Origin of the sequence: Mesorhizobium sp. M7A.F.Ca.CA.004.12.1.1 (genome assembly GCF_003997835.1) — a bacterium.
Classification (GTDB): domain Bacteria; phylum Pseudomonadota; class Alphaproteobacteria; order Rhizobiales; family Rhizobiaceae; genus Mesorhizobium.
This window is the reverse complement of record NZ_RZRK01000422.1, coordinates 1-5,452: the sequence shown is the minus strand read 5'-3', so window position 1 is coordinate 5,452 and position 5,452 is coordinate 1. Positions and strand designations below refer to the sequence as shown.

5 protein-coding genes and 1 tRNA gene are annotated in these 5,452 nt (G+C 58.7%); 1 reads left to right on the top strand and 5 read right to left on the bottom strand.

Going from position 1 to position 5,452, the window contains the following annotated elements; genetic code table 11:
* On the top strand, positions 1 to 504 hold a 504-nt coding region (locus tag EN984_RS21245; protein ID WP_164765561.1), incomplete at its 5' end, for a SapC family protein.
* Between the two features lie 47 nt (positions 505 to 551).
* Here the strand turns inward: EN984_RS21245 and EN984_RS21240 are convergent.
* From EN984_RS21240 to EN984_RS21220, 5 genes are all read right to left on the bottom strand, one after another.
* The gene (locus EN984_RS21240) at positions 552 to 899 is read right to left on the bottom strand and encodes a hypothetical protein (protein WP_127267586.1); all 348 of its coding nucleotides are present in this window, start codon (positions 897 to 899) and stop codon (positions 552 to 554) included.
* Positions 900 to 941: 42 nt separating this feature from the next.
* Positions 942 to 1,538 (bottom strand): hypothetical protein, encoded by a 597-nt coding sequence (locus tag EN984_RS21235; RefSeq protein ID WP_127267587.1) that lies wholly within the window; start codon positions 1,536 to 1,538, stop codon positions 942 to 944.
* 27 nt (positions 1,539 to 1,565) lie between these two features.
* Positions 1,566 to 2,897 carry a hypothetical protein gene (locus EN984_RS21230; protein WP_127267588.1) on the bottom strand — a complete coding sequence of 444 codons (1,332 nt, stop codon included), beginning with the start codon at positions 2,895 to 2,897 and terminating at the stop codon, positions 1,566 to 1,568.
* 136 nt (positions 2,898 to 3,033) lie between these two features.
* Positions 3,034 to 4,911 (bottom strand): adenylate/guanylate cyclase domain-containing protein, encoded by a 1,878-nt coding sequence (locus EN984_RS21225; protein WP_127267589.1) that lies wholly within the window; start codon positions 4,909 to 4,911, stop codon positions 3,034 to 3,036.
* A gap of 362 nt (positions 4,912 to 5,273) precedes the next feature.
* A tRNA-Gly gene (locus tag EN984_RS21220) sits at positions 5,274 to 5,348 on the bottom strand.
* Positions 5,349 to 5,452 lie beyond the last annotated feature (104 nt).

Genomic DNA, 5,452 nt, shown 5'->3' with positions numbered 1-5,452 from the left:
ACGCAGGCCTATCGCATCGTGACAGGGCCTGATGCGACAATCCTTGCCGAAGACCCGACATCGGCCGGCCGGCTGACGCTGTGCGTCGAACGGGCCAGCGACCGCATCGTCGACCAGTTGCTGGCGCCGTCCCGCGATGACAAGATCCTGCCGTTCTTCACCGGCAACGAGCCAACCGAAGCGACCAAACAGGCGCTCGCCTTCTGCAATCAGTTCCAGATCGACTTCCGAGCCACCCGCGAGATGGTCGAAAAGATCGATGCGCACGGCCTGTTTTCGCCACGCCAGAGCAAGGTGACGCTGGAAGGCGGCGAGGTGCTCAACCTCACCGATTTCCAGGTGATCGACGAGCCGGCCTTCAACAAATTGAGCGACGAGGCGTTTCTCGACCTGCGCAAATCAGGCGCGCTCGGCCTGCTCTATTGCCATCTCGCCTCGACCAACAGCTGGACCTCGCTGGTGCATCAGGCGTCGCTGCGGAAGGCGGGGCGGCCAGCGAGCTGATTTCACCCTGGCACGCACCAGATTGATCGTGACAACAGCGCAAGTGATTAACTTGAGGACACAGTGATAGTTCCGTCTTCAGGGCCGCTTACGATGGTCTCCTCGAAGTAATTATTTGTGATCCGAACATAGTATTCTCCAGTCAGAGCGCCGGATTCCGCTTTAAGCTTAAAGTTAATTGTTGTTGTGTCTTCGATGTTAGTGTCGTTGTCGTTGATCAATAAACATGAGGCTATGTCTGAAGTGTCAGCATAAATAAAGTCGATTACCAAGTACTCTGTGTCGTTAAACCAGCCACGGTCCGGGGAGACCGTCACGCTCACAGTAATCGGCTCTCCGGCTCTTACAGCATTCCCTTCAGGTGTATCGACGCGCACTATATCTACTCTTGCCATGATCCATCTCCCTTTGGCATTCTCAAATGACAATCGGGAACGCTAGTCGAGATCGCCGCGCCCGTTGCGGTTCATTGCGCCACCGGACCGCCCCATCGCACCGCCAGACCTGCCCATGGCGCCGCCCGATCGCCCCATGGCACCACCAGATCTCCCCATTGCTCCACCCGACCGACCAAACGAATGCGGGTCCAGCTCTGCACCCAACAGAACATCTTCGAGCGTTCCCGTGTCGAGCTCCAGCCGCATTGTCAGGTCACTCTTGTCGTACACCCAGACCTGCATTCCGCGGGCAAATGAGCCTATCTGCGATGAAAGTCCGGTATAGGCAGGGTCGCTTGGACCGCGGCTCATGACCTTCAGATCGGTGTCCGCCGGAGCTGGATAATCAACCGCGGTGCCAGGCCCATGAACAAGAAGTATGGTCGGTCTGGCCAGCTCGTAGAACTGCGCCTCGAAGGTGAATGCATAGATCCTTGCCAGCAGGCTGCCGGAGGCGTCGATCTGGTTCTGCAGGAATCTGTTATTGCCAGGTCTTGGAGGCCGTCCCCCATCGATCCTCTTCTTCAGCTTCAAATCTTCAAGAACTCTACCGAACAAGTGTATGGCCGAGGTATTTAAAATGGTTTCAGTTATCATGGATCACCCCATCCTCTGCAATGTCGATCAAAGCTCGGCGCCACTTCTGGACATCCAATATTTCTCGAAATAGCTCATATCCGGGAGACGCACCTGATCCCGTGGACGAGCGGTTCGACCCTCATGAACATGGCTCTTTCGGTCTGGCTTCGTCAGGCGAGGCCCGGCACGGTAGCGAAAAATCCCTCTTCGGTCGAAATCCCGGAAGATGATGCTTGATAGTTCTCCTCCGGTCACACGGTCGTCGACCGCGAGCATCGTTCTCGCCATGTCACGATAGTCCAGGAAATCCGGGGCGAGAGCCCACAGCGTCTCGGCGAGATAGGTACCCACGATATCGCGCGCGTCGAGCAGCGCTTCGACGAAACCGTCTGGATTGCGCGTGAAATCGCGGTCAAAGACTTTCTGGAGCGGCGCCTCGGCGGTTGGGTAGATCTCGGCGAGGTCGGCAAGATCTTCGGCCTCCGGCGAAATCAGTCCTCGATCCACCAAGCTCTCGTGAAAGACATCGACCAGAATGTCGAAGACGGCACCCGTTAGAGGTTGCGACAAGGCATGCTCGTCGGTCCAGCCGTCCGCGAAATCGGCCATCGTCAGCTTGTTGTTGGCCTCGCGTATCTGGCGGTGCGGTGAAAATTCCGAAAAGCGAGAGAGTTGATTGGCGATGTAGAGGTTCCCGCGCGTCACCGTCAGAACGTTTTCGATCACGGATGGAAAATGCATGGCCGCGATCAACGAAACGCAGTCGGAAAAGGCCTCCTGAAAGCCCAGATATTCGGGGAACTCAGCTCCCGGCTTGGGTATGCCGAGGACGCTGTAGACGAACGCATGGCCAACCTCATGCGCGATAATATCGAAGTCGAGGCTGAAGGGGAGCGCGCGTCCGTCTTTCGTGAATTGGCTGCCGAGCTCGAGGAAGCCATAGCCGTATTGAGCGTTGTCCCAATCCGGCAGGATCGAGATTTCCAGACGGTCGTGGTGATCGTGGAAATGCCAGACGAGCGGTTGGCCGATGTAACGCTCCCAAACGTCGAGCGTGAAGCGCACGCATCCGAACGCGTGCGCTGCTTCGAAGCCGGGCGTCGAGGGCTGATAGTGATCGAAGTTGCCTTCCTCGTCGGGAATGGCCGGATCGAGGATAGCTCGCGTCCAGGGCGGCAGGGAGATGAAGGGCGTGCCCAACGGACCGTGGTTGACGCCATAGGGCCGCATCTTGTCGGCCGGCTCGACGACATACATACGATCGTCGGATGGGCCAGGTCCGACACTGCCTCGCGGGGAAGAAACCGTAATGATCTCGGGACTTGACGTAGGGTCTTCGAACGGAGGCTGAACGAACAACCTGAACCGGGTACCCATTCCCCACCTCTCGGTTATATTAGTTACGTAACATAATATCCGCGGGATGGCGAGGGCGTTGGTTTTTCGGGTAAATCTTCCTGAAGGCCGATTCTTGATTATCGGCGACAATTTGACTCAAGAACAATGCGTATCGCTACTGCAGCAGCTGGAGCAACTTCTGGTAGCGAGGATGACTGCGAACAGAGGCGAAATCGGAATCGTTCTTGAACCAGAGTCTCATCTCGGCGCCAGCCTGCGGCAGCCACGCTTCCAAAAGGTCGATCGAACGTTCGAACTCCCCCAGCAACGCATAGGTACAAGCTGCGTTGTATTGGACGTTGATATCGTTAGGGTCGATCGCCAGAGACCGGTCAAGCCACTTGGCCGCCCTATCGCGTTCACCAAGGAAGGCCAGCACGATAGCCCCTAGGCAGGCACAATTGGCGTTCTCGGGATGCAAACGGAGTTCCTCTTCAGCTCTCTCCAATGCGATTCGTGCATAAAGCTCCGCATCGTTCTGTTGGCCGAGAGTCCGAAAGACGTTCACCAGCATGACCGGTGCGCCGTAGTCGGACGGTTTGATTTCCATCGCGCGCATGAAGTACGTGGCGGCGAACTCGAACTGGCCGCCGGTTACGCAAAACTCGGCATAGTAACGATTGGCCTCGTGGCAATTGGCGTCGAGCGTAAGAGCCTGTTCGAACGCCGCCGCGGCCTCGGAACGGCGATCGGCGAGGGACAGGGCAAAGCCCCTGGCTGAATGCGCTTCGGCCAAATTCGCGTCCAGGGCCAGGGCCTTGTCCGCGGTCGCGAGAATGTCGTCCACATGGATCGGTGAGCCGTAGTTCGACTGAAGGCGTACGTCGCAGACCGCCAGACCTGCATAGGCACGGGCATATCCCGGATCGAGCTCAATGGCCCTGATATAGCTTTGTCTGGCCATCAGGTGGTTGGCTCTGGTCGCGATGTGGCTGTAATCGCGCCCTCGAAGGTAATGCGTATAGGCTTCCACATTGTCCGTCGGCGCCTGCTCGATAGCTTTCCTCTCCTCAGGCAGGAGCTTGACCCTGAGCTGCGCCACGACCGCTTTGGCGATTTCGTCCTGCACGGCGAAGATGTCGGTGAGGTCGCGGTCGTAGCGGGCAGCCCAAACGTGTCCGTCCGTGGCGCCCTCGATCAACTCGGCATTGATCCTGACCCGGTTTCCCGCCTTGCGGACGCTGCCCTCGACAATGTAGCCGACGCCAAGCTCCCTGGCGATGCGTTCCATCTTGTCGGTCCTGCCCTTGAACGCGAAGACTGTATTGCGGCTGAGCACGAACAGGCCGGAGACGTTCGAGAGGTCGGTTATGATGTCTTCAGTGATGCCATCGCTGAAATACTGCTGGTCGGGATCAGCGCTAAGATTGGCGAATGGCAGGATCGCCACCGACGGCTTGTCGGACCGCACCAGCGTCTGGACGGTTCTGGCCGCAACATGCGTCTCGACATAAGACACGCCCTGGTCCCAGTTGGCGAAGTAGACATGCACCTGCTGGGCAATGTTCTTGACGGTCCTGGTGCCCTGATCGGCGAAGTCGACGCCCAGCTTGTTGCCGACCGCATGGCGCACCGCTTCCGAGCAGGCAATGCCGCCGGGCATCGCGAGGCCCTGCAGCCGCACCGCAAGATTGACACCGTCGCCCTGGAAATCATCGCCGTCGACGATGATGTCGCCAAGGTTGATGCCCATGCGAAACTTGAAATGCCGGTCCTCGGGAATGCCGGCATTCCGCTCGGGCATGCCGCGCTGGATCTCGACCGCGCAGCGCGCCGCATTGATTACGCTGCCGAACTCGACCAGAAAGCCGTCACCCATCACCTTGAAGATGCGCCCGCCGTGCTTGGTGACGGTCGGATCGAAGAACTCCCGTCGATGCTGCCGAAGGAGATTGAGCGTGTGCTCTTCGTCGACCTCCATAAGACGGCTATAGCCGACCACATCCGCGGCCAGGATCGCCGCCAGCCGACGCTCAACATGCTCCTCGGACATGTCGTCTCCTGAAATCGCAGACAATTGTTCCGCCTGAGTTAGTTCTAGCTGATTTACCTGCTCGGCGCCAACGCCGCTGGAGGTCGCTCGCGCCCGATTCGCGGTCTCGGCCGTCAGGGTCGCGAAATGGAAGCGAAAGCCGTTGGCCGATTATCCATGGCATATCGATCGCCCGCGACGCAAATTCCGGAGCCGCCTCGCTCTACCCGCGGACAACCTGTTGAGGCTCAACACCCAGGTCGGATGGGCAGCCCTACGTTCCCGGCTTCGGCTGGAAACGTCGTCCCCCCGCTCCCCGGCGCCAGATAGCAAAAAGGCCCGGTTACCCGGGCCCTTTATGCTTTTCAAATCTAAAGAAGATTTGGAGCGGGTGAAGCGATTCGAACGCTCGACCCCAACCTTGGCAAGGTTGTGCTCTACCCCTGAGCTACACCCGCTCGCACGGCGCTTGGCCGCAAGCCGGGCCTATATGGCTGAAGAGCGCGGCGATTGCAACAGGGAAATCGCAGGCTTTTTGCGACACGATGCGCGGGGCCGGCAA